The organism is Nocardia albiluteola, from assembly GCF_018860155.1.
Taxonomy (GTDB): domain Bacteria; phylum Actinomycetota; class Actinomycetes; order Mycobacteriales; family Mycobacteriaceae; genus Nocardia; species Nocardia albiluteola.
Genome location: NZ_JAHKNI010000028.1, coordinates 44,963 through 70,575, shown reverse-complemented (window position 1 = coordinate 70,575; position 25,613 = coordinate 44,963). Strand labels below are relative to the sequence as shown.

Below are 25,613 nucleotides of genomic sequence, written 5' to 3'. Positions count from 1 at the left end.
TCGATGGATTTGGGCGGCCCCCTCAGCTGGGTGGCGGGTTCCGAATGGCCCGACGGGGATCCTGGGCCGATGCGAGATTTGGCGCAGGTGTGGTACAACGCGTCAAACCAGCTGACCGACTTCGAGAACGATATCAACAGGGCCAAATCCCTCGCGGTCAACGCCTATTCGCTGGGTAACGGCGGCGACGCGACGGGCGCGGTCTTCGATCAGCTCCGCGACGGCACCGCCAACGGCGTCACACCCGCGGTCACCGACGAGAACAATCAATCCATTGCCCGGCTGGCCTACATGTTCAATCAGGTCGGTCAGATGGTCGACGGCACGGCCGACCAGATCGAAGCGGGCCAGTGGATGGTGGAGTCCTCACTGGCCCTCCTCGCGGTCGAACTCGCCCTCGCGGCCCTGTTTCCGCCCACCGAGGCGCCGGAATCGGCCGCCGATATCGCGATTACGCGGGTCGGCATTCGAATGGCGATATCGCAAATTCGCGCGTATGTCGCGAAAATGATCGAAGACTTCCTGAAGAACGCGATCCTCAAATTCATCTTCCGGCACATCCTGCTGAATACTCTCATCGGCGCGGGGCAGGATGCGGCGATCCAGGCGCTGCAGGTTGCCCAGGGGCACCGCAAGCAGCTGGGCTTCAGCTGGGCGGAGGTCGGCACCAGCGCGTTTTCCGCGGCGGCGGGCGGTATCGGCGGCGGGCTGCTCAGCGGTCCCCTGGACGGCCTGCTCAAGAACGTCTCGTCGAATCTGCTGAAGCGATTCCTGCACGGCATGATGGGCGGCATCGTCGGCGGCGCGACGGGCTTCATCGGCGGGATGGGGCTGACGTTCACCCAGAAGATGTTCGACGACCACGGCAACCTGGGCAGCGCCCTGAGCGACACGTGGGACTCGGCCAAGCAGCAGTTCGACCCGCGAATGCTGACCGGCGGCGTGGCGACCGGCGCGGTTTCCGGTGTGGGCCACGAGCTGATCAACGCTCACTTCGCGAACTCCCCGACCTGGGGCCGCGGCGGCATGGCAGGCGCGTCCGACTCCACCGGTAGCACCGCTAACCTGCCCCGGATCTCCGACCTGGCCCCCTCCGGCGAGCGGATCGATCCCCAGATGGCGGGTGACGGCACCACGGCGCCGCGTGCAAACGTGGCGGATAGCAACCCCGGTGGCGAGCGGGTGATGCCCGCCGGGGCCACGGATTCCACCGGCGACACCTCCAATCAGGCGTCGGTCCCGAGCCAGCGGAACAATGTCGGCGACACCGAGACCACCCCCACCCCCACCCCGGCGCCCGTGCTCGACGCCAGCCGCCCCGTCACGCCGGTGACGAACGAAAATCCTGCTCCCACACCGACTGTCGACCGTGCTCCGGTGGAGCAGAACCCGGTCAGCCCGATCGGGGATCGCGGCAGCCAGCTGCCCGTGGGCACCCGGACCGGCGAGAACGCCGATGTCCGCCAGACCCCCGAGACGCAGGCGCCCAAGGCGGGTGTGCAGGGCGAGAATCGCGGACAGAAACCGGCGCCGTCCCGCGCGGGCGCCGCGGACAGCGCCGGCGTTCGCGGGCAGGCGGATCCGAACCGTGTCCAGGCGACGTCCACCGGCAAGGAGGTGCGCGGCGGCGTGCAGGCCGGCGTGGACGAGCAGGTCGAGCCGGTTCAGGGCGTGGACCACGAGAACGAGGCGGTCAACACCGACCACGCTCCGGTCGCCGACGGTGCCGAAAAGGTGCCCGCCGCAATCAAATCCGAGAGCGAGCAGGTCGACGAGCACGGGACTCCCGGTCGCGAATCGGATCAGGGCACGAAAGACGCTGTCGTCAACCATGATTCGGAGGATCCGAACAAGCCGCTCGACAAGTACGGCGAGACCGACAAGCAGAATCAGCAGGCGGAGCCGAAACCGCAGCCGGACAAGGACTTCGAGCACGAGCAGAATTCCGAGGGCAACAAGTCCGAGAAGGATCCCGAGCCGGTCGTCGTCGCCCAGCACACCCCGGGTGAGCCCGCGCGGCCCGCGCGCGACAGCGCCCCCGGCGACGGCACCCGCCCGCGCGCGGACGCGCACGACAACGCCGGCGGCAAGGGCGCGGACAAGAACGACTCGGGCACGGGCGATTCGGGCAAAAAGCGCGGTCTGGTCGCGCTCGAGAAGCTGAAGGCCGCCTTCCCCAAGAGCAAGTTCCTGCGCAACCTGGACCGCGTGGTCGGTGCGGAGGGCGCGAACGCCGCGGAGCTCATCGGGGCGACCGGCGGTGCCCTGCACGACTTCCACGACGGCGAGCCGGGTCTGATCAAGCGGCTGAAGGGCATGGGCGACGGGTCCTGGGCGGTCGCGGTCGAGACCGTGCGCGGCCCACTCGACAAGTACGGCGCCGGCGCGCGGATGCGACTGCTCGAGGTCCGCGACGGGAAGGTCTACGAACACTTCTCCGACACCGACGAGCCCCGGGAATTCGTGCCCGGCGGCAAGGACGAACTGGGCCGCGTCCAGGCGATCCTGGTGAACAAGAGGGGCGCTCCGCTCGAGCGCCTCGGCGGCCGGGCACGCAAGTGGATGCTGGCCGCGGGCGAGACGGACGCCAGGGCCGCGAAGGTGAACGCCCTGAAGTTCGATCTGACCGGCGAGATGCTGCGCGAGGGCCTGTCGGCGGGCGCGATGAACCACCTACTGCCCGACGGCATCTCGGGCAAAGAGGTTGTCGACGGACTCTCCGAGCACGCCGATCCCGCAGAGACGCAACGGATCCGGGAGGCGCTCTCGGAAACCCCGGAGGGTCGCCAGGTGCTGCACACCCTGGGCGTGGACCCCATCGAGGACTTCCGGATGTTCGACGGCAGCCCCAACGGCCGATGCGCCGTCGGGTTGGTGCGCGAGCTGCAGCGGATGCATCCCGACGCCGACATCCGCATGTTCGCCCGCGCGATCGACGAGCACGGCGTCTCGCTCGACGAGCTGCGCGCCGCGCTGGGTGGCAAGGTCGAGTCGTACAAGGACCTGCAGAAGGTCGTCGACGAGCTCATCAAACGTGGACCCGGCTCCTCGGCCGCGATCATCGATTCCTATGCGGGCGTGGCGAACAAGGCGAACATGTTCGTCGGCGACCACGGCTACCTGCTGGTCAACGAGGGCGGCCATATCGTCGTCCGGGACACGGCCGAAGGCAAGGAACACGGCTTCCCGCCGGACGAACCGCACGAGCTGAAGGGCGATCACAAGGTCATCATCATGGACGCCAAGGGGCGTCCGGTCGACCGGCTCACCGAGGGGGAGCGAAACGACCTGCTGCACAAGGTGTTCGACCCGACGGCAAAGGGGCGGATCGGGCTGCGGGTCGTGGACAATGTCGAGCCTCAGGTCAAGGAACTGCTGGGGCGCACCAAGATCGGGCAGCAGGCGTTGGCGGCGATGCAGCAGATGCCCGTGCGCGAGCGCTTCACCGACCGGGCCGACAGCGGTGTCCCCGGGGGCGAGTTCAGTCGCGATCAGCAGCGGCTGTCGGTGTATACGTCCGGGAATCGCCATCTCGACCAGGCGGTGTACTACGTCCACGAATGGACTCACGCCGAGGCCCATCTGAACGGCACTGCTCAGAACGATCCACTGACGGTCTCGCGCAAGCAGTATGTCTACGACAACGTCGCGGAGGAGACCAACTGCTTCCTGCGGCAGGGCCGGCTCGTCAAGGAGCTGGAGCCAATGGGATTCCACGTCTCCCGGCAGCGGGCAGTGCTGGACGTCTACGACAGGGAGCATGCGAAGGCACTGGCCGAGGGCGCGACGGCCCAGGAGGCGGATCTCAGGGCATTCGCCAGGGCCCACGCCTTTGTCAAAAACTTCACATGGGCGGACGGGCGGTCGTACGGCAAGTTCTACAATGACGGCTGGCGCCGGGCCAGGAAGGCGGCGGCCGCCGCCGCGGCTGCCGGAACCCCGCTGCGCGGCGGCGGGAGGGACAAGCTCCCCGGCTCGCCGGAGCAACTGAAGAACACGGCACGGGCCGATCAAATACGCGCCCTGGCGAATCGGCGCAATCACAATGTGAACCTGCGGGACGACCTGCACACCGCGCTGACGGACAGGATTGCGGCACAGGGGATCACCCTCGGACCCGCGGACGACATCCGCGCGCAAATCCTGCAGAAGTACGACGACGTCGAGGCGAAACTACAGTCCGCGCCCCCCAATCAGCGCCCGGAACTGCTCCGTCAGCAGCATCAGCTGCGGGATCTGCTGGATCTGGTCGACCGGCGAGGCAATTTCGCCGCGCGTGCCGGCCGGGACATCCAGGCGCTGAACCGGCTTGCCGCCGCCGCGGTGGTCGAAGCGCGGACTGCGCCCGGCGAGCCGAACACCCGCCTGTCGGATCTGGCATACGTGACCTCCGGCCCAGACCGGGAGGTCGTCGTGGTGGCCCTTCCGGGCGGGCACGACGATGTCCTGCGCGATCCCGCCGTCGCGCGCGAGGTCGACGGCCTGCCGCCGGATCGAGTGATCCGGGCGACCGTCCAGGTGGCTCGCGACGGCACCGTGATGTACGACGTGCCCCAGCATCCCGACCAGGCCGTCAGGTACCAGCCGGAGGTCGAACAGTTCGACTGGGCCGACCAGGCATCGGACACCCGGATGGCCGGAATCCTCGACAAGCTGGGAAAGACCCCGGTCGGCGAGTGGGCCGTCAACACCCTGAAGGGCTTGCAGACCCGGATCGAGCACACCGACGATCCCTTGCAGCAGCGCTATGAGCCCCTGGCGAACCGACTGGTCCTGGATGCGGGCCTGACCGACGAGCAGCACATGGGTGCGCTCGTGCGCGCGGCGATCCATGCGGAGATGCACCGGGCCCGCGGCGCGGAGGGCACGGTCGATCAGCGAATCCGGCAGGGCCGGGAGTCCTACGTCGAGGACATGCTCGAGGAACATCAGCGCGCGTTGGCGGCCGAAATCGTTTCGGCGATACAACTTTCGGATGCCCATGTCGCGGTGGCGGAACCCGAGGGCCTGCACCAGTACACCGACGCGTTCTACCGGCGCTGGAACGCGGAGGCGGACCGGCTCGGAGTCGGCGGCGACGCGAGCATCCCCAATTCCGTTCGGGCGCACCTGGATCATGTCTCGCACGAGGCCGGCGTACAGGCGCTCCGCGACACCGTCGAGCGGCACCTCGAGAACGGCGAGTTCTACCGGGACATCTACGAACGCGCGTGGAACGACGCCAACGGCGAGCAGTCCTTCGGCCAGCACGTGCTGAGCGCGCTGCGCGAGGGTGATCCGACGGTGGAACGCATCACTCCCAGACAGCCGCAGGGCGGCGTGCGGATCGATCGGATCACCTTCAAGGATGGCAGCAAGGCGATCCGCATGACGCTGGGCGGAAAGGACCTGGCCGCCGCCCAGGTGCTGTCGTCCAGGGTGGCGCGGATGCTGGGGCTGGACGTGCCGGAGATGGTCGCGATCGGCAACCAGGTCTACATGCCCCGGCAGATCGATAATCCCACCGGGATGCTGAACCAGTTCCATCCCACGAATCATCCTGCGGCGCTTGCCCTGCACGACATGCTGACCGACATGCGCGATTTGGGTCTGCGCCGGCGTGCGGGGTACGCCATGGTGGGCAACGACGTCTGGATCGACCACCACACTGCCTTCGGCAACGATCACAGCCACTGGGACGCAAGCCCATTCGCGCAGGGGCGGTACACCGAGGCCGACGGCACCGTCAAGGACCACCAGATGACGGTCTCGCAGGTACGGCGCCTGCGGGAGATGGTGCGTGCGCTGCGCCCGGAGTTCGAGTCGATGGGCTACCCCGACTGGCACGCGGAGATGATGCATCGCGTCGATGTGCTCGAGGCGCGCGCCCGCGACGACAGCGCGGCCCGGCCCGGCGACGAGCAGCCGTTCCGGCAGCGGGGCGAGGACGACCCGCCCATCCTGCTGGGCCGTAACCGGCCGATTCGGGGGCTGTGGCCACGCGAATCCGACCGCATCCTCCCCGGTGGGACGGACGGGTCGGCGCAGCCCGGCACCCAGTCTCCCACGGTCGATCCGAACGCGCGTCCGGCGGCCGGTCCCGATACGCAATCCCCTGGCGCACAGGGCGGTTCGCGTGACACGGTCGGACGGAACTGGGACTCCCAGCGCGGTGTGTCCGACGGCGCGGGCAAGCAGTCGGACACGCCGCTGCCCGAAGACGGATCGGTGCAGTATCTCGACGATTGGGGCTCGACCCCCGCTCAGGATTTCGCCGGTGAACCCGGTGATGCTGTGCCGCATCAGATTTCGGGCGAGCTCGTTCCCCGGCAGGTCGAGGTGGAGCTCGACGGCCAGAAGCCCATCGAGGGCTCGGTGACCGGTCTTGTCACCGGCATCTCGCCGCGCAGCCGCCTGGCGGCCGACGGCGAATCCTCGCTCGTGCTCGAATCGGCCGAGTCGCGCGGGCCCAACCACATCAATCTGGGCAAGGCCCTGGGCATCGACGTCAGCAAGGCGTATGGCGGCAGCGGCGACGCGGCCGCGGGCCGGTCGGGCATGGTCCGCATCGAGAGCAACGGTCACGCCGTGGATGCCATGGTGCTGTACCGCGATTACGACAAGGGCAACGTCAACGCGCAGATCTTCTTCGATCACCCGCAGGCCGATCATCCCGAGTTCCAGAACGTGCGCCGGATGGTCGACGCGGCACTGATGGACCGCTTCCCCGGCCGCGAGATCGAGGTGCTCGAGATCCACACCAGGGACGGGGGCGACGAGTTCTTCGATCGCACACTCGGTCCCGAGGCCGCCGAACCGCTGGAGGATCCGGGTCAGAACCGCCCCGCGCAACTGCCCGCTGAGCCGCCCGGCGAACCGGGCGAGGCTACGACCGGGCGACCCGAGGAACCCGCGTTGCCGCACAGGATCGTGCCCCAGCGGGTCGAGGTGGAGCTCGACGGCCAGAAGCCCATCGAGGGCTCGGTGACCGGTCTTGTCACCGGCATCTCGCCGCGCAGCCGCCTGGGCGCCGACGGCGAGTCTTCGCTGGTGCTGGAGTCTGCCGAGTCGCGCGGGCCCAATCACATCAATCTGGGCAAGGCCCTGGGCATCGACGTCAGCAAGGCGTATGGCGGCAGCGGTGACGAGAGCGCGGGCCGGTCGGGCATGGTCCGCATCGAGAGCAACGGCCATGCCGTGGATGCCCTTGTGCTGTACCGCGATCACGATGACGGCCAAGCCAAGGCGCAGGTCATCTTCGATCACCCGCAGGTGGACAATCCCGAGTTCCAGAACGTGCGCCGGATGCTCGACGAGGCGTTGCGGGGGCGGTTCCCCGACCGGGAGATCGAGGTCCTCGAGATCCATATCACGGACGAGGGCGACGAGTTCTTCGATCGCACACTCGGTCCGGAGGCCGCCGAACCGCTGGAGGATCCAGGTCAGAACCGCCCCGCGCAACTGCCCGCCGAGCCGCCGGCCGCACCGGGCGTTGAACTGCCGGCCGAACCCGCCGAGGGTACGGCCGGGCGACCCGAGGAACCCGCGCTGCCGCGCAAGATCGTGCCCCGGCAGGTCGAAGTTCCTGGTCCCCAAGAGGATTCGGTGGCCGGGCTGGTCACCGGAATTTCGCGCGGCGACGCGGAGCCCGGTGCGGCGGACCAGCCGGTGCTGAACTCGCTCGAGGCGCGCGGGCCGACGCATGTTCAGCTGGGCAAGTCCGTGGGCATCGATCTGAGCCGGACCTACAACTGGGAACCGGACGAGAGCGCGGGCCGCTCGGGCATGGTTCGCTTCGAGAGCAACGGTCATGTGGTGGATGCCGTTGTGCTGTACCGGGATTTCGACGACGGTAGGGCGCAGGCGCAGCTCATCTTCGATAATCCGCAGGCGGATCATCCGGAATTCCTGAACGTGCGCCGGTCGATCGACGCGGCGCTGATGGACCGGTTCCCCGGCAGACGGATCGAGGTCGTCGAGGTCCACACCCGGGAGGGGGGCGGCGATGACGTCACGTTGCGCATGCTCGACCCCCACACCGACACGGCGACGGGCCCTGAACACGGTGCGGTGGAACACAATCCGGAGTCGGCCGCCGACCCGTCGAATCATCACGCGCCGGACGACCCGAACCGCGGCCGTTGCGGCGAGCTGACCCTGCGCGCGCTGCTGCGGCGCTTCGGTGAGCGCACCGGAATTCGCCTGCCCGAGCGCCTGATCGGGTTCGACGGGATGGACAAGGCGGAGCTGATGGCCGCCACCGGCGGTGAGCTGGTGGAGCTGACCCCGGCGGAGATCCGCGACGAACTGCTGGATCTGCAGAGCGGTTCCGCGGCGATGCTGGTCGCCAACTACCGCGGCCCGGCCGACGACTACGGCGTCGGCAGTCACGCGCTGCTCATGGTCAACGACAACGACCACGTCTGGGTGCACGACCTGTCCACCGGCGAGGTGTACGACGACCTGTCCCGGCTGCCCGCCGGCATTCACGACACCGAGGCCATCATCTTCGACCGCACCGGTGAGCCGGTCGACAAGCTCGACGAGCAGACCCGGGACGAGCTGCTGGACGAGGCCATCGACGCCCGGGGCACCAGCGCGTGGGAGGGCGTCGGCACGGCGAACGGTCCACCCGCCGGTGAGCACGAAGAGGAGCCCTCCGACGACGAGGCCGTCCGGCAGACGGCGGACTGGGCCGCGCGGCTGCGCCAGGAGGCCGACGCGGATCCGGGCGACCCGCTCAAGCAGACCGTGGCCGATGCCGCCGAGCAGATCGCGAAGGCCCATGCGGCGATGCACAATGCGGCCGGGGCGACCGACGAGTCGCTCCTGAACGTGCGGGACGCGCAGCGCCGGGCCCGGGAGGCCGACTGGGCGGCGCAGGAGGCCCGGCGCGACGCCGACGCTAACCCGGGCGATCCACTCCTGCAGCGCATCGCCGACATGGCCGAGCGCACCGCGAAGAGTCAAGCGGCACAGGCCGACTGGGCGGCCAAGCAGGCAGAGTGGAACACCGCGCCGGAACCGGAGACCGGCGCGCAGCGGCGGGCGCGCGAGGCCGCGGAGTGGGCGGCGGGCCTGCGCCGGGAGTCGGACGCCGATCCCGGCGACCCATTCCTGCGCCGGATGGCCGATATGGCCGAGCGGACCGCGAACGACCATGCGGCGGTGGCCGGTTGGGGCGGCAAGGTCTCGGCGGGGGAGAGCACCGGCGAGGACACCACCGGGCCGACCACGCAGCCGCAGCCCCCCGGCGAGCTACACCAGACCAGCCCGGCGCCGCCGACGTCGGAGCCGGTGCTCGAGGGCGAGGTGCTGTTCTCCGACTTTGTCTCCCATGGTGATTCGACCCCGCACGGCCAGCGCCCGTTCGAGGCGGTCCGCAAGTTCCTCTCCGACCTGACCCGTGGCCGCGTGCACGAGCCGCGGGTCGAGCGGCCGGACGGCGAAACCGAGCACGCGCGCAAGCTGATCGAGGCCCTGGGCCTGACGGACGTGCTCGGCGACCACCCGGATCCGTTGCGCGCGCTGTCGGAACTGGCCGACGTCGCCCGCGCCCGCGGCGTGCTGGACGACGTGGCCCGGGGCCTGCCGCCGCGCGCCATGTCCGAGGACGAGCTGACCAGCCTGGACCCCGAGGAGTCCGGCGTGCGCGCCGGGCTGCCCGGCGGGCGGGCCCCGATTCGGCTGGGCCTGCCGGAAGATACCCGCGCGCTGACCCTCGAGGAGGCCCGCGCGCAGGCGCTGGCGCGGCTCGGGGTGACCGATAACCATCTGACCGACGACACCGGCGAGCGCATCCTCGAGTACCTGAAGTACCGGGCGGGCCTGCGCGCCGGGGCGGTCGAGGCGCTGGCCGAGCACATCGAGCAGCTGAGCAAGGTCACCGATCCCGGCGAATTCGCGCGCCTGACCGACATCCGCGACGGCTGGGCCCGGCTGCTCGACGTCCGCCCGGAGGAACTCGCCACCCCCGAGGGCGCCGCGGAGACGTTGCGGGAGTTGCGTTCCCGCGTGCTGCGCGAGGCGACCGATATCTCCGACGTCTCCGAACCGCTGCCCGAGGACCCGAACGGCACCTGGCGGGTGGTCGTGCGCGACGGGGAGAAGATCTACCTGCGCGCCGAACCCGACGGCCAGGGCGGCGTGCGGTACGTCGTCGCCGAACGCCCGAAGACCGGCGGCGCGGTCGAGGAACCGAAAGAGGAAGAGCCACAGGGTAAGTCGCTGGCGCGGCGGCTGTGGAACCGGGTTCGGTTCGGCAAGGCCGAGCCCAAGGAGATCAATCTGCCGCCCGGTACCAAGGCTGCGGTGGACGTGTCGCCGCCGAAAGCACCGGCGCACCACGGGGATACGCCCGAGCCCGCACCCGCTCCCGCCCGGCACGTGGACGACGGGATGTCGCAGGCGCTGGCGCACGTCGGCGATCTCTCGCATTTCCTGAAGGATCAGCTGCCGAGCACCATCATCCTCGAGTTCCACTCCTTCTTCACCACGCGCCGCGAGGAGGTCACGGGCTTCTTCCGCAAACTCCTGTTCAACGAATCTCCGCACCACGACAATCCGGTGCCTCCGGCGCGGAACCGGGACGGCAGCCTCTACGACTACGAGATCGACGAGGCCGATTCGGAACTGCTTGCGCAGGAGGGGTTCACCGCGGAACAGCGGGCGGCGTTCAACGCGACGGCCGAGCCGATCCGGGAGGCCCCGCCGGCGTCGACCGAGTCCGAGCAGACCCCCGCGCAGGCGCCGGGTCGTCACCAGGACCCCGAACTCTCGTACCAGCCGCACGACCGAGCGGGGCTGGAGCAGGAGTTCGCACACGTCGAGGACCTGCGGGCGCAGCGACTCGAGCTGGGCGAGCAGATCGTCGCGCTCGCGCACGAGCACGGCATCGAGCTGGATCCGGCCAATCTCACCCCGGAGTCCGTGCAGCACGTCGCCGACCAGCTCGAATATCTGGTCGGCAGGCGCGGCGCGGCTGTCGTGGCCTGGCTCGAGGCTGCCCGCCTGTACAACGCGGTGGATGTGGAGGTGCCCTTCAGCAAGGGCATCAACCAGCTCGACGACGACCCCATCCACCGCTTCGCGGTCGACAAGAGGCTGGCCGAGGGCAAAGGCATGGGCCTGCAGGGCTACACGCCGATCAACGCGAAGTCCTCGCCGCCCCCGCCCACCGCGAGTGAGCTGTTCGACGAGCACGGCAGGCTGATCGAGAGCGGGCTGCGCGACTACTTCGAGGATGCGTTGTCGCGGGAGCAGATTCGCTCCCAGGTCGCAGACTGGCAGCTGATGCTCGCGCCCGACTATCCCGAGGTGGACCCCGCGCGGCTCGCCTCGACGGTGCGGGACCTGTACGGCACCGTCGCGACCGATCGGGAGGCCGTCGACCGGATGCGGTCGCTGGCAACCGATTACCGCCGGGTGAACGACGAATACGAGCGCACCACCGGCGATCTGGTCGGCGAGGCCGAACGGGTCATGCTCGGTGATGCCTTGCGCGGCACCAGGATCACCGATGGCGTGTGGCGAATCGACGGGGAGCCACCACATCTGGTGGTGCTGCGGTCCGAGCTGGACCACGAGCAGGTGCTGGCCGGGGCGCTGGCCCGCGATCCCGCGCTCGCCGAGGAGGTCAACAGCGGCGGCCTGCGGACCGAATTCCGGCTGGGCCGGGTGCACAGCGACGGCACCGTCCGGATCTTCCGGCTCGAATCGCCCGACGTGATGCACGTCGAGCCGGAGGTCGGCGGGCACGGCGTGCCGACCACGCTGGTCCGATACGACGACGAGCCCTGGCACGAGGTACGGATCGAGAGCGCGCCGGAACCGCCTGCGAGCCCGGCTGATTCGGGCCCGCCTCGATCTCGCACCGAGATCGAGGAGGATCTCGAGGATCTGGCCCGGCGTGCGGGTCTGAACGTCAACGACCTCGTCGAGCCCGGCTCGGAGGCGGTGATCGCGGAGCTGCGGCTGCGAAATGCCCTGCGGGCCGCGCGCATCGAGGCGCTGGTCGACTACGTGAGCGGCGCGCACGACGTCGAGCAGTTCAACCACGCCGCCGACGCGCGGGCGATGGTATCCAAGCGCCTGGGTGTGCATCCGCAGGACCTCACCGCCGAGCACATCGCCGAGCGGCTCTCGGACCCGGACACGAGCCGCACCGACCGCAGGCGCCTGAGCGACGCGCTCGCCAAGTACGCGGGTGAGCTGCGCAAGATAGACCCCGAGGCCGTGGATACCGCGCGCGATCGGCTCGCGCGCCGGCTGCGACTGGCCGAGGACGGCCTGCAGCCGCCGAAGTACGATGCGAGCACGAACAAGGTGGTGCCGGACGACACCGAGCTCTCGCCGAAGAAGCTGTCCCGCGCCGTCGCCAAGGTCGGCAAGGGCGAGGACGGCCAGACCCAGCTCGAGGACCCGATCCTCGAATATGCTCGCACCCTCGTCGGCCTGGACCCGTCCGAGGGCGTCTGGAAGGGGACGGGTCCGGACCCGCGCGTCGTGGACGGCGAGGCCCGCGCCTACGACGACTCCGCGATGGCCCATCTGCGCGAGGTGGCGGGCGGCGATCTGTCGACATTCGCCGATCGCGTGCTGGGACTGGACCCCGCCGAATTCCGTCTGGTGGACAAGGATTGGGCCCGGCTGCAGGGCGTGGACGCCGACGGCCCGGGCGTCATCGACTGTGCCCAGCGCCTCGACGCGGCCCGCGCGGGGACCGGAGAGTTCAAGCATCTCAATGAGACTCAGCGTGCGGCGAAGGTCGCCGAGCTGCAGGAGGAGCTCGAGCAGCGCACCAAGGAGTACGGGCGCGTCTTCGATGCCTTCCGTGACGGCGTCATCGAGGACCACGAGCGGCTCACGCCCGAGCAGCTGACCCAGCTGCACGCCAAGCTGCGCGAGGAAGTCCTCGGCCGGGCCCAGGATTTGGCGAAGGCCGCCGAGCTGATCGAGGAGTACCGGCGCGCGGTCGCACCGTCCGGGCTCAGCGATGCGATGCGCCTGCAGCACGAGGCGGCCGCGAACCTCGCCGCGGCCGATACCCGGTTGCGGCAGGCGCGGCAGGAGGTCGAAACGCGGGAGGGGGTGTCGTTCGAGGACGGCGACCTCGGCCATCCCGACCAGTTGCGGGACGTGCTGGATCGGCTGCGCGACGGGGTCCCGGAGGACGCTCCGGATGCGGCCGAGCGGTTGCACGCGATCGACGAATTGGAACGCGCCGCACGTCATCTGCCCAACATGGTGGCCGAGGCCATGCGCACGAACGTGCAATTCGATCACGCCGTGGACCAGCACGCGCTGCGCGTCGCCGGGGCGACCCCCCTCGAGGGTACCGACCGGGTCGGCATCATCGAGGGGCCGCCGCGGCAGGCCGCCGTCGTGGTGCGCGACGGCGAGGATGCCCGGGCCGCGGTGGAACAGGCGGTCCGTGATCATCCGGAGATCGCGGAACTGGTAGGTCCCCAGCACGATCGGGCCGTGGTGTTGCGGGTGGACCCCGGAACGGACGGCACCGTGCAGGTCCGGCGGCAGGGCCCGGAATACGACCGGGAGGCATGGCGGCGCTCGGCACGGCTCACCGGGGACGGTACCTCCGGGCCGCGGCCATCGCAGGAGCATGCGCGGGCCGCGTTTACGGATCAGCGGACCGCACAGCAGGATTCGGGCCTGAGCCGATCGCCCGCGGCAGGTGAACCCCGCCCGCTCGGCGACGGTGCGCGTGCGGATACCGCTGTGGCGGTGGATCATTCCGATGTCACGGTGCACCCCTCGGACGGCCCGATCGCCGGCATCGGCCCCGGTCGCGGGCGCTGCGCGGTGCTGGCGCTGCGGGATCTGCTGCGACACTTCGCCGACAAGACCACCGGGATCCGGTTGCCCTCGCGCCTGATCGGCGTGGAGGGCATGACCGAGGGCGAGATCGAGGCCAGCGCCGGTGGCCGGCTGCGGGGCTTCGGATCGCATCAGGAGGTCGCCGACGCGCTGCTCGGTACGCCCGAGGAGCAGGCGCGGGGCGCGAAACACGGTGCGGCCGCGCTGCTGGTCGACATGTACGGCGTCACTGACCGGTACGGGGTGGGTGGCCACGCCTACCTGATGATCAACGATCGCGGCACCGCCGTCGTCCGGGATCTCACCACCGGCGAGGAATTCACCGATCTGTCGCGCCTGCCGGACAACGTCCGGACCAAGGCGATCCTGTTCGACCGCAACGGTCGCGCGGTCGATCCGATCAGCGAAAACCTGCGCGCGGCCATGACCCACCGCGCGATCGAGCACCTGGACGATCCGGACCGGGTGGGCGTCGGTGCCACGCGGGAACCACCGGACGGCGGCGAGGGCGAGTCCGAGAGTCCGATCGAACGTGCGGCCCGCGAGGCGCGGGAGCACGCCGAGCAGCTGCGTCGCGAGGCCGACGCCGACCCCGGCGACTGGCGCAAACAGGGCAGGGCGGAGACGGCGGAGTGGCTGGCGCGCAACAACACCGAGTACGCCGACTGGGCGCGCCACATGTCCCAGACGCCCGAGGAACAGCGGGCCGAGCAACTCGACCGGGCCGAACAGCTCGCGCACGACGCGGGCGTGCGTGCCGAACAGGCGCGCCGGGAATCTGATGCCGATCCGGACGACTGGCTCAAGCGCCAGCTCGCCGAGCAGGCCGAGTGGACCGCCGACCAGCATCGCGGGCTGACCGACTGGCTGCGGCAGTTGTCGGGCCCGGAGACCGAGGCCGACCGAGTAGCCCGGGAGGCCCGGGAAACCGCCAGGTGGGCAGCGGATCTGCGGCGCGAGTCGGACGCGAACCCCGACGACGAGGCACTGCGGCGGATGGCGGACATGGCCGAGCGCGCGGCGCGCGGCCAGGCAGAGGTCGCCGAGGCGGTGCGCCGGTACGAGGAGGGAACCGGCGAGGAGGGCGAGGGCGACAACGGCTCCGGCGGTACGACAGGGTCGGAATCGACCGGTTCCCAGCAGCATTCGCCGGACCCGGGCACGGACCTCGCGCACACCGGCGGCAACGAGACCGACGAACTGTTGCGCGCGGCCTTTACCAAGGCGGCCGGGAATTTCCCGCTCACCGAGGAGAATCTGACCCGCCTGCTGCTCGGACCCGGACTGACCCGAGGGCAGCGGCGCGCGCTGGTCGCCGCCCTGCTCGCCAGCACGGACCACGGCACGCACGGGGATAGCATCGCCGTCGCCACGGCGCGCTCCCGCCTGTTGCAGGCGCTGGATATGACCGGTATCCGGTACAAGATGCGCCCGGTGCGGGTCGGGGGCAAGATCCAGCGGTCCGCGTCGGCGGCCAGCATCCGGTACGGACGGGCCACCGAGTTCGAGTACCAGAACCTCGGACCCAGCCCGCGCAAGATCGCCGCCGCGCTGGGACGCCTGGCCCGGCGGGGCACCGGTGACACCGTCGAGGGACCGCTCACCGACCTGATTCATGCTGTGCTGCACGGAGATCCGCCGTCGTCGGTGGCGCGGCCCCACGGATACATCACCGAGAACGTGCACCTGGACGAGAAGGGCCGGGTAGTCACGAGCGCCACCGCCGTCGAGTCCTCGAAGGAACGCCGCGTGGACGCCACGCGGACGCGCCAGGACGAGCAGCGCGCGCAGCGGCTGATCGAGGCCCAGCAGGCCGCCGCCGATGCCGTGCGCCCGCGCGTGGAGGCCGAGCGGCCGCTGCGTGACGCCATCGCCAAGGTCAACCGGCTCGAGGCCGCGGCGAACGCGCGCGGCGAGCGGCACACGTCCGGGGTCGACTGGAACGAGATGAGCGATCCGCAGCGCGGGAAGCTCGCGATCGCGCAGCTACGGGGCCAGACGACGACGACCGTGCGGGGCGACACCGTGCAGGAGGGCCACAACCAGGCCCGCAAAGACGCGTACAAGGAGCTCGAGGATGCGTTCCGCGCCTACAGCGCCGCGGCCCAGCACGAGGCGACGGCCTTCACCCACATGCAGGCGGTGGCCGAACAGACCGCGCTGCGGACGGTCAACGCGACCGCGGTGCCCGGTCAGCCACACATCGGCGTCATCGACGGCCCGAGCCGCCGGGTGGTCGTGGTGCTCTGGGACGACTCCGCGTCCGCCGCCGATGTTCTCGATCGCGCCGCCGAGCACTACCCCGAAATCGGTGAGCTGGCCGAGGATCCCGCGCGGGTGGTGGTGCTGCGCATCGTCCCCGACGACCACGGCAACCTGGCCGTGCAGCGCGAGGAGCACCCGGATTCCGCCGGCGGACAGCCGGATCCGATCGATCCCAACGATCCACACGCGAACGATCCCGCGCGCGCCCGGCTGCATGCGCTGCACGGGCGCCGCGAGGCGCTCGAGGAGGCCCGCGCCAGCTGGCTCGAACAGCGCAACGCGCTGGCGGCCGAGCTGGGCATTCCCGACACGGGCAACTGGCGGGCGCTACGAGACGAGAACTTCGGCGCGGCACTGCAGGAGGTCCGGGAACGGGCCGGGCTGCAGCACTACGACGAGCTCGATGCCGTCCCGCAGCTGATCAACGCGCGCCGCGAGATCGCGCTGCACGATCAGCGCATCGCCTCGCTGGACCGCGAGGTGGAGGCCCTCAAGAGGGACCCGTCCGTGCAGTCCGAGCACGATCGGCTCGTCGAGCGCTGGAAGGACCTGAGCAAGCGACAGCAGGCTGCGCAGGAGCAGCTGAAGGAGCTCGCGGACAAGGTCCACGTGCACGACCACACGGGTAGCGACTACGAGCAGGCCGTGCTGGCGCGGCTGCGCGAGGCGCAGGATCGCCGGATCGTCGTGCCCGCCACCATCGACAATCCGGGCACGGTCGAGCACCGCCCGGCCTCGCCCGGCGAGATCGCGCAGCGGCGCTTGCAGATTCGCAAGCTGATGGAGCTGGTCACCACCATCGACAACATCGGGGCGGAGAAGGGGATCCTCGAGGAACGGTTGCAGGAGTTGGCGACCGACGGCGTCGGCAACGGCGTCCCCCGGCCCGCGGATGTGGCCCGGGACCTGCTGCGCCTGGATGCCGAGCGCGCCAAGCTGCTGGAGAGCCCGGATGCGGGCCGGGTCGTGCTGCTGGATCAGTTGCGGCGCAACGGCATCAAGATCACCGATGTGGAGCTGAACGGCGATCCCGGCGCCCTGCGCGCAATACTGGATGCGCATCGCAGAGTGGTCACCCTGCGGACCGACGGCAGCGGGCCGGAGGTGTTGCGCCTGCTGGATCAGCTGGAGCGCAACGGCGACGAGTTGCGGACCAACGCCAGCGAGCTTCGTGCGCGGCTGTCCGATGTGCTGGATCGGTTGCGGCGCAACGGCGTCGACATCTCCGATGCGCAGGCGCATGCGAATGCCGACACCCTGCGGGAGGTGCTGGCCGCGCATCGTGCGGAGGCGGCCGCCCGCAACGACGGCACCGGGGAGTACGTGCGCAGCATGCTCGACGAGCTGCACAAGACCGCGAATGCGTTGCGGCCCATCGAGAATTACCTGGGACGGCTCGACGACGAGGCGGCGCGCCTGACCGGGGGGTGGGACAGCGTGCTGTCCGACGAGGGCCTCGCGAAGACGACCGATCACGTCGTGGTCGTCGAGGGCCGTTCGTCCGAACCCGGCGCGGAGGGACCGGTGTTGCCGCCGCGGGTCATCGTGCTGGGGCCGCGGCTGGACCACGAGGGCAGTCGCGCCGAATTCGACAAGGCGCTGCAGCGCGCGATCGAGACGAACCCGCGGGTCGCCCGGGCCATGCTCGAGAATCCGACCATCGAATACCGGCAGATGGTCGCCGGTCCGGCGCGGGTGCACGTCGAGTCGCTGGACGGCCCGGGCAGCGCCGATCGCCGCTACTTCGACAGCGGCCCCGACCGCGGCAATGCCGGTGTGCACCTTGGTCAATGGCGCGACAGCCGGGGACAGTGGCATTCGATCGATCCGGACATGGCGCACTGGCGGCGCAGTGACGACACGCACAAGCTCGAGGCGTACCGTCCGGGCGACCCGGACTGGTTCGGCGGTCTGGGGCACTTCATCAACCAGCTCGGGTTGCCGTTCTCGCACATTCCGGCCGGCGAATATCCGAAGGATATGTTCCAGTTCAACATGTTCCTCGTCGGCCCCGGCAATGCGTATTTCACCGGTGACATCCCCGCGCACGACTTGTACACCCCGGACATCGCCACCGGATTCGGTGAATTCAACTTCTATCAGCGCCAGCTCCGCAACATAATCATGGCGTTGAAGCATCCGCTGGCGAAGGAGTACATCCACAACCATCCGGAGATCGGGGACTGGATCAAGGAACGTCCCTGGCTCATGCGCAAGCCGCCGTTCTCGACCATCCTGGCCGGATACGCCTGGCACCGCGGGACGGAATGGGATCCGCAGCCGCCGTTCCCGGAACGCCACGTCGGGGAGAATTCGCTCGATCCGCAGCGTGAGGAATGGCCCGCGCACGTCCAGGACCTGTACGAGCAGCTGCGCAATCTGTCACCGGAGGAATTCCGGCATCGGATGCAGGCGCTCGCTGCGCGCGACGTCGTGACGAAATTCCAGACCGAGATGGTGAAGATCTATTCCTCGGGTCGCCCGGACCTGGTGGACGCACTCGGCCACCATATCGAGTCCGGGGTAAAGGAATTCGGGCCCGCATTCCGCGACGGGAATCCGGAGATCGTCCGGAAGACGCTGACGGATCTGCAGAAGATTCTGATCGACTATAAATCCGGCGGATGGGCGCCACGCGCGGTCGTCGACCGGATCGTCGAGGTGCTGACTCCGCACATGAGCAGCGATTTCGTCGGCGGCGACCCGATCACCGATCAGTGGCGGCTGCTGTCGTGGACCGACCGGAACTACGAAATGTTCCGCGCGGACCCGCAGCTGGTCGACAAGATCATGGAGGGGCTGAAACAGCATGCCCAGAACGAACGGGTGCTGGCCGCCCGGGCCCTCGTGGCGCGGATTCGTCAGGAATTGATCGACGGCATCCCGAAGGCCGATCGGGAGCATCCCGAATTCGAGCAGAAGCTGCCCAAGAGCATCGACAAGCTCCTGGCCGGGCTGCGGGATGAAGATGTTCGAAAGCTCAAGAACCCGATACCGAAGACGCTCGGCGATCTCACCGCCCCCGCGGACGAGGGGAAGCCGCGATTCGAGCGCATTTTCTCGCGCGCGCACTCCACCAAGGTCGCCGAGACGGACGAGACGCTCGCCGCTGTCCACGAGCGTATGACCGGGCAGAAGCTGGGCCACAACGAGACGCTGACCCGCGATCAGGTGAAGGCGACCCTGGAGCATCTGCTCATCGGTGATCGCACCAGCGCGGAATATGCCGCGGAACTGAAGGGACGGATCGACAAATACCTGAAGAGCCTGGCCGATTCGAACCTGGGCAAGTCGGAGCAGGGCAAACTGACCACCGAGCAACTCCGCGAGATCGGCGAGCAGAAGGTCGCCGACCACGGCGAGCGGATGTTCGGCGAGGGTTCCAAGGCCGGCGTCTCGCGGTTCAAGCGGATGTCCGACGCGTTCCAGAGCGAGGACCGGGGCGAGATCCGCGCCCTCGTCGACTCGGTGTACCGGCAGCTGGTGCGCGACGGGGAGTCCGGGAAGATCACCGATGAGGTGATCAACCGGGCCGCCGAGGGCATCGCCAAGGAGATGCGCGAGGACTTCGCGCGCGAGGACGACGTGGTCGGCATCTCCAAGACGCCCGCGCTGGACCTGACCCGCGAGCAGGTCGAGATGGCGATCAAGCATCTGCTGTACAACGAGCACTGGGTGCACGATCACCTCGACCCCGACGGTCGGCTGATCTCGCGGCGCATGGATCAGCTCGCCGATGTCGCCGAGGCGATCAACCGGCTCATCGACGTGAAACCCTTGGTCGACAACACGATTCCGCGCCTGCGCAATCCGCTGACCGCCGATGTGCTCCTGCTGCACGATGCCCTCGCCGAGGCCGTATACAGCAAGGACAATCCGCAGCGCACCTGGTACGCCGCGAACGCCACCGCCGCCGCCGACGAGTTCGACTGGGATACGCATCGTCCGGAGATGTCGGACTGGCGGGCCCGGATCGGCTATCGCTCGGATCTCGCGGAACTCTTGGAGGGCCTGCGCGCCACCGAGCGGCTCGAGCGCGCCTCGGTGGTGCTGGACGCGGCCGCCCGGGCGCTGGGCCGCGATCCGCAGGAGGTGCTGGACGCGCTGGCCCACGATCCGGCCCAGGACTTCCTGAATGCGCTGCGGGAGCGGCAGACCGGGCGCGCGGGCCTGGATCGGGTCGACGAGCTCGGGCAGGCGATCGCGGAGTACCGCACGGCGGAGAAGGCGGAGGGCCCCACCGCCACCGAGCAGGCCAAGGTCGCAGGGAGGGCGCTGGACGACGCGGCGCGCACGGCGGGCGCGGAGCCGGACGAGGTCCGCGAAGTGCTGAAGCGGAATGCGTTGCAGGAGTACGTGGATGCGCTGAAGGCGCAGCACGCCGACGCGGCGGGTGCGGCCCGGGTGAAGGCGCTCGAGGCGGCGATCGTCGAGCGTAACGAGGCCGCCGCGCGCCTGGCCCACGCCACTCGCGGGGCCGAGATGCCGTCCCGGCTGCACACCGGACTGGATCCGCTGGAGACCTTCCTGCCGCGCGATCGGAGCCGGCTGGCACTACCGGACGCCGAAGCGAGGCTGTCGCGGGCCTCGAAGGCGCTGGACGCCCCCGCACGGGCCGTCGGGCTGGCCGATCCGGTGGAGGCGATCGGCAAGGGGCGGGACTACTTCGACGGCCTGCGGGCGCGGCAATCCGACGCGCAGGGCCGTGAGCAGGTGAACGCGCTCGAGCGGGCGGTGCGCGAATTCGAGGCGGCCGACGACCATCTCGCCGCGGTGGAGGGTGTCCTCGCGCGGTCCGAGCTGACCGCGGCGGGTCGCGCGGAGCTGCGCACGGAGCTGGTGGAGGGGCCGAGGGAACAGGCGCTCGAGCCGCACCAGCGGGCGTTGCAGGAGGCGCTCGAAGCCCGCGACGTGCAGCAGGAGAACCTCGATCATCAGCAGGATCTGGTGCAGCAGGCCACGATTCGGCGCGATGAGGCCGGTGCGGAACTGGGGCTGGAGCCGGAAACCCTTGCGGGCCTGACCAAGCGTAAGCGGGTCGATGCCCTGGTCGACGAGCTGAATCGGCGGGCCGATAGCGGTGCGCCGGACGCGCCCGACCGGGCGGCGATCCAGCGGTTCGCGGACGCGGCCCGCGAGGTGGTGCGGCTGCGCCGCGACATGATGCGGGTGCAGCGGCAGCTGGATCAGGCGCAGGCGGTCGTCGGGGACCGCGAGCAAGAGCTGCAGCAGGCCAACGACCGGCTCGGCGCGCACGAGCGCGGCCTGCAGAACGCCGAGGTTCGCGCCGCCATGGAGCAGCGCCGGCTCGCCGCGGCACGGGCCGAGGCCGAGCTGTTGCCCGGTCTGCGGCAGCAGATCCGGGAGCTGACCGAGCAGGCGCAGCGGGCGCAGGAGGCCGATCCCGCGACGTCGGCCCTGGCCTATCAGCACGCCCGCGGCCTGCTGCGGGAGCTGCAGGATCGACTGGAATCCGAACTGGCGCAACACAAGGCGCTGCTGCGCGGCGCCGAGCAGGCCCGCGCCGAGGCGGCCGCGGCCCTGGGCATCGATCACGCGACCCTGGACGGGCTGACCGAAGAGGGCCACGTCCGGGCGCTGGCCGATCGGCTGCGGGCGGACCCGCCGCCGCGGCCCCCGCATGAGCCCGTCGACGCCCACCACCGGCGGGTGGGCGCGTTCGCCGATGCCGCCCTGGAACACTTGCGGGCCCGGCGCGTGGTCGTGAGCCTGGAGCAGGAACTGGTCCGGGCCCGCGAGCAGGGCGGGGAGCTGGCCCGGTTGCACGCCGAGCTCGATGCGCAGCACGCGGTCGCCGCGGCCGCGCGGGACTCGCTGCTGTCGGGCATCGACCAGCGCCCGGAACTCGAACCCGCCCAACAACATCCGGCGCTGCCGTCCGGTCCCGAGGGCACCGAGCAGGTGCTGCGGACCGCACGCGAGACGCGTCAGCGCCTGGAATCCGAACTGACACACCGGCGGCAGCTGCTCGAGGCGGCACGTCGCGCGGGCGAGACGGCCCGTACTCGCGCCCTGCGCGCGCTGCCGATCACCTCGGATGAGCTGGGGCGGCTGGACGATCCGGAGATGGTCGGGCGGGCCCAGGATGCCGCGCAGCGCACCCGGGTGGCCGGACAGACCGACCCGCGCCAGAAGGCCGCCGAGGCGCTGGGGCAGGCGGCCGAGCGGTACGCAGCGGCCAAGGCCGAGGCCGGACGCGTCGCCGAGGAACTGCGGCAGGCGCGGGAGGCCGAGCACGCCGCCGAGGCCGCACACGACGCCGCGGTGCGCGAGGCGGGTCTGGCGATCATCACGCAGGGCGCGCACGGGCTGACCTACACCCGCCACTACAGCCCCGATGTCGCGTACGGCGTGCGCGCCACGGTCGATCACGACGGGGTGCTCCGCGCCGAGATCACCGTCGGCCCGCGCACACCCGATGCCGAGACCATGTTCCGCGACACGATGGACGCGCTCGGCGATCGCGTGCGGCACATCGAGGCGTCGTGGCATGGCGGGGACGGCTTCTCCGACGAGTTGACCGCCTTCACGAACGCGATCCGGGACGGTCGGATGAGCCCGGAGGACGCCGCCCGCCACACCGTCCTGGGACGCCTGGCGGGCGAACTCGGCTTCACCGAGGTGACGGTCCACCCCGACGATCCGGCGCTGCCGGTCGGCGAAACGAACGGCGTAACGGCCCGTTTCAGCAAGCCGGGCGGCGGCGGGGTCGTCCGGAAGTCCTCGGACGGCAGCGATTCCGGCGACGATCACGGCGATCCGCCCGCGCCGCCCACCAAGAAGCAACCCGCTCCGGGTAACGGCCCCAAGGGCAAAGCCTCACAGCCCGGTCCGGATTCGTCGGGTGAGGGCGACAAGGGCAAGCCGTCGAAGCCTGGGCCGGGTTCGACCGGTGGCGGTGCGAAGGGTAAGTCGCCGCAGTCCGGGCCGGGTTCGACAGGTAACCCTCCCAAGGGCAAGCCGTCGCAGCCTGGGCCGGGTTCGTCGGGTGAGGGCGACAAGGGCAAGCCGTCGCAGCCTGGGCCGGGTTCGTCGGGTGAGGGCGACAAGGGCAAGCCGTCGCAGCCTGGGCCGGGTTCGTCGGGTGAGGGCGACAAGGGCAAGCCGTCGCAGCCCGGGCCGGATTCGACGGGTAACGGTGCCGAGGGCAAATCGCCGCAGTCCGAACCTGATTCGACGGGTAACGGTGCGAAGGGCGAGGTGCCGCAGCCCGGACCGGGTTCGACAGGTAACCCTCCCAAGGGCAAATCGCCTCAGCCTGGTCCGGATTCGACGAGTGAGGGTGCGAAGGGCAAATCGTCTCAGCCTGGCTCGGATTCGACGGGCAAGGGCGCGCAGGGCAAGTCGTCGCAGCCTGGGCCGGGTTTGACGGGTGAGGGTGACAAGGGCAAGTCGCCGCAGTCCGAACCTGATTCGACGAGTGAGGGTGCGAAGGGCAAATCGTCCCAGCCCGGACCGGATTCGAACGGTAACGGTGCCGAGGGCAAATCGCCGCAGCCTGCACCTGATCCGACCGGCAAGGGCGCGCAGGGCAAGTCGTCGCAGCTCGGGCCGGATTCGTCCAGCGAGGGCGCGAACGGTAAGACGTCCCAGCCCGCGCCGGATTCGACGGGTAAGGGCGCGCAGGGCAAGTCGTCGCAGCTCGGGCCGGATTCGTCCAACGAGGGCGCGGATGGTAAATCGTCTCAGCCCGCGCCGGATTCGACGGGTAAGGGCGCGCAGGGCAAGTCGTCGCAGCTCGGGCCGGATTCGTCCAGCGACGGCGCGAACGGCAAGACGTCCCAGCCCGCGCCGGATTCGACGGGTAAGGGCAGCGAGGCGAAGGACGAAGGATCGAATTCGAAGTCCGGGCAGCAGGGTTCGGGGTCGGGTGAGGGTTCCGGGAAGTCGAGTGGTGAGGCCGGTGCGAGCGGTGTTGTTGCGCTTCGTCCCGCGTTCGAGCCGGGGACCGTGCCCGGGGCGCACCCGCCGCAGGAGCACATGGCGCGGATGCCGCATCTGCCGCCGCCCGGTCCGCAGGTGCAGTTGCCCAATGGTCCCGTGCGGGGGCCGTCCCTCACCATGCCGCCACCGCCGCAGCTGCAGGCACCCGGCGGGCCCGGGGGGCCAGGCTCCGAGGGGACGAGCGGTTCCGGGTATCCGGGTGGTCCGAATGGCCCTGCGCAGTCCGGTGGCGCGGTGAATTACGGTGGCGCACAGTCATTCGGTGCCATGGGAACCGGCGGATCGCCGACCGGTGGGCTGTCGGGGCTCGGCTTGTCGGGCGGTACCGGCGGATTGCAGGGCCTGAGTGGAACCCCCACACAGGGTGCCTCGGTGGCCGCATCCGGTCCGTCGGGCTCGCCGAACGGCGTTGTGCCGAGCGGTGGTTCGTCCTCGACCGGCCAGGGCACGACCGGCCCGGACCTGTCCGGGCTCGCACAGGCGCTCGGCTCGATCCCGTCGGAGGTGCTGAACGGTGTCGAACAACTGGGCCGGCTGGGTCAGGCGCAGTCGGGTAGCGGCGATCAGTGGAATGGCCAGCCGGGCAACGGTGAGCCAGGCAGTGGTGAGCCGTGGAACGGTCAGCCAGGTAGTGGTCAGTCGTGGAACGGCCAGTCGGGCAACGGTATCCCGGGAAATGACCAGCAGTGGAATGGCCAGTCGGGCAACAGCCTGCCAGGCTATGACCAGCCGGGCAGTGGCCTGCCAGGCTACGGGCAGTCTGGCAATGGCGAGCCGGGCAACGGTATACCAGGCAACCAGCAGTGGCCGAACAGCGGAACCAATGACCAAGCCCCGCAGTACAACCAGCCGCCCAACGGTGTCGCACCACCGAACGGTGCTCCGCGCCAAGGCCTCCCGGGGTACAACTCCCCGCAGTACAGCCCCGCACCGAACGGCGGCCACTGGAACCAGGGCGGCGACAGCTCGTGGCAGGGCGCCCAGCAGGACCCGAATAATCAACCATCACAACAGGATCCGGGAACATCCGCAGCGCAGCAGGGCATGCCCCAATCCCCGGGAATGTCCCCGCCCATGCCCGTGCAACAGGCACGGCCCGCCGCCCAGCACGCTCAGGGGCGCCGATACTACGCACCGGAGCAACCACAGGCTCCCGCACCGGTCTTCCTGCAGTCGTTCGACGGCGCGGGCGGCACCGCGATGCTGGACCCGGCGACCGGCGCGGTCCTGACACCGCGCGGGCCCATCGGCCCGACAAGCGGGTTCTACGGCACCGTAGGCGATTTGCCGGTGGCGTGTTACCGGGACCGGGGCAGGCTGGTGCTGCGCGTGCGGGACCGGCTGTTCGATCTGGACGGCGGCTCGGCCGGAATCTATTGGGGTAACCCGGATGTGGGTCACGTCAGATTCCAGGTCGGCTGGAATGGAGTCTGCGCATTCGAGACCAGTTATCGTCGACTGCCCGCCGAATTCGATTTCGGGCTGTGGTTGCGTGATCTGCTGGCCGATGAGCGGCGCCGGGCCGGAATCTTCCGCTGATGGAGACTGTCAATGAGACAACGACACCC

The 25,613-nt window shown here is 69.9% G+C and carries 1 protein-coding gene; it reads left to right on the top strand.

Translation table 11 applies throughout. From position 1 onward, the window contains the following. The first annotated feature begins 3 nt into the window (after positions 1-3). A complete protein-coding gene (locus KO481_RS41635; RefSeq protein ID WP_443678008.1) occupies positions 4-25,584 on the top strand; it encodes a WXG100-like domain-containing protein in 25,581 nt (8,526 codons plus the stop codon). Positions 25,585-25,613 lie beyond the last annotated feature (29 nt).

Bases quoted from the DNA above. Each gene is read 5' to 3' on its own strand.
- KO481_RS41635 (WP_443678008.1), top strand. From the start codon at position 4: ATGGATTTGGGCGGCCCCCTCAGCTGGGTGGCGGGTTCCGAATGGCCC.